The organism is Polaromonas sp. P1_E1_2, assembly GCF_056406035.1.
On sequence record NZ_JBFUAZ010000656.1, the window covers coordinates 1 to 2,275 of the forward strand.

Annotated in this window: 3 protein-coding genes; all 3 read right to left on the minus strand. The window is 59.8% G+C overall.

The window, feature by feature from the left end; all coding sequences use genetic code 11:
• Positions 1–454, minus strand: a 454-nt coding sequence (locus tag AC1D1P_RS21335; protein ID WP_477674343.1) for a S4 domain-containing protein, incomplete at its 3' end; no start/stop codon positions are given.
• Between the two features lie 3 nt (positions 455–457).
• A complete protein-coding gene (scpB, locus tag AC1D1P_RS21340; RefSeq protein ID WP_477669351.1) occupies positions 458–1,231 on the minus strand; it encodes an SMC-Scp complex subunit ScpB in 774 nt (257 codons plus the stop codon).
• A gap of 124 nt (positions 1,232–1,355) precedes the next feature.
• Positions 1,356–2,275, minus strand: a 920-nt coding sequence (locus tag AC1D1P_RS21345) for an RluA family pseudouridine synthase (RefSeq protein WP_477674344.1), incomplete at its 5' end; no start/stop codon positions are given.

Consider the following 2,275-nt stretch of genomic DNA (forward strand, 5'->3'; position numbering starts at 1 on the left):
GGATTGGCTTGCCATTGACTTTGACCGTATCGCCAAACTGGATGCGTTGTCCTATATGGGCAGGCTCGGCGTTGACCGAGATTCGCCCCTCCAGAATCAGTTGCTCCATCTCCAGCCGTGAACCCAGTCCCGCCTGGGCAAGCACTTTGTGCAGCTTGGGGGTTTCGGGCTGGGGCGCGAGCACTCGCTTGGGCAGTGCCAACGCAACGTCTTCCTCATCAGCATCGAATTGCCCAGTCACTACATCCTCAAATCGGATGGCACCTGGGGCTGGGGCGTTGCGGCCGGCTGAAGGCCGCGGCGCTGGAGCACGGATGGCTTGCGCGGGGCCGGACTCGGAGGGTGCTATTGCTTCCGGCAAATCTTGCACGGCTTGCTCCTCTATGAGCACTTTGTCCTGCGGCTCACGAGGTGTGTCCACAGATTCGGAAGCAGGAGGGTCTTGTTGGGTCATGATTTACATTCGGGTGGGCTCATCGCCACCGGCCTCATTGTTCTCAAGAGGCTCGGTATCACTGTCGTCAGCGACCTGTGGTTGCGTGTACAGAGTTGGCGCCTCGGCGATCTCACCAATCTCAAGCTCTTCAGCCGTGCCTGATACGGGCTCCGGCACAGCAGGTTCCAGCCGCTCAACATCTGTACCATCCATGTCCACCTCCGGCTTGCCCGCAAGTTCAGAGATGCCAAACTCAATCTGCTCGAGCATCGGAAGCTGATTCGGGCTGCCGTCCATCACAGGAAGCTGGTCCAGCGACTCGACCCCAAGGTCGTCAAGAAACTGCCGGGTGGTGGCATAAAGTGCGGGGCGGCCGACAGTTTCCCGATGGCCGATCACCTCCACCCACCCGCGGTCTTCGAGCTGCTTGAGGATCATGCTGTTGATGGTGACCCCCCGGATGTCCTCCATGTCACCGCGCGTCACCGGCTGACGATAAGCAATGATGGCCAAGGTTTCCAGTGTGGCACGGCTATAGCGCGGGGGCTTTTCGGGGTGCAGCCGGTCCAGATATTCACGCATCTGCGGCCTGCTTTGAAAACGCCATCCCGTCGCCACGTGAACAAGTTCCACGCCACGACCAGACCAATCGCTTTGCAACTCCTCAAGCACCAGCTTGAGGCTGTCCGCAGTCAATACCCCGTTAAACAGAACTCCCATTTCGCGCAGGGGCAATGGTTGCTGCGCGCAAATAAGTGCTGTTTCGAGGACGCGTTTTGCATCCGTCGTATTCATGATTGTGGTCGTTCCGAAAAAAAGCGGAAAAAAAGGCCGGGAAAACGTGGGTTCGGCGCTTGGCGCGCAGGGCACCCAATACGCAATCTCCTGATCAGGATGCCATGGTGCAGGTAGCTGAAAACTACTGGATTTGATTGTATATCAGGCCCAAACCGGCAATAGCGGCCTGAAGGTCGGCCGGAGGGTCTGACCGGAACTCCATCACTTTGCCAGTCACCGGATGCTCGAATGCCAGCCGGCACGCATGCAGCGCCTGACGCCCAAGCCCAAGAGCAGGAGCCCCCCCGTATAACTCGTCGGATACCAGGGGATGGCCAATGAAGGCCATATGGACCCGGATTTGKTGCGTACGACCAGTGTGCAGCTTGCATCTGACCAGGCAGTGCTTACCGGTGCTTTGGGACAGCGATACCACGGTGGAGGCCGGCTTCCCGGCGTTCCTATCGAGGTCCACCACGGCCATTCGCAACCGGTTGCGTGGATCCCGCCCAATGGCAGCTTCTACCTGCCGGGTTTTCCCGCCCAGCCAGGCACCGTGGGCCAGTGCGACATATTCCCGGCTCACGTCGCGGGCGGCGATCAGGCCGACCAACTGGTCCATCACCGTCCGCTGCCGGGCGACCACCATCAAACCGCTGGTTTCTTTATCAAGGCGGTGAACAATGCCGGCGCGTGGCAGGAAGACGGCCTGCGGATCATGCGCGAGCAAGCCGTTCAACAAGGTCCCGCTCCAGTTGCCGGGCGCCGGATGCACAACCAGCCCGGCAGGTTTGTTGATCACCATCAGGTAAGCGTCCTCGAACACGATATCCAGCGCCATCGCTTCAGGCCTGAATGCCTGGCTTTGCGGCGTCGGACGCAACTCAATGGCGAGTTCATCACCAGCCTTGACCTTCGTGGATGTCTTGGTGACTGTAGAGCCCCCGAGTTTCACCATGCCTGAGTCGATCAACTGCTGAAGATACGTGCGCGAGAACTCGGGCACAATGGCGGCCAACGCGCGGTCGAGACGGCTGCCATGGCTTTCGACCGGGACAGCTA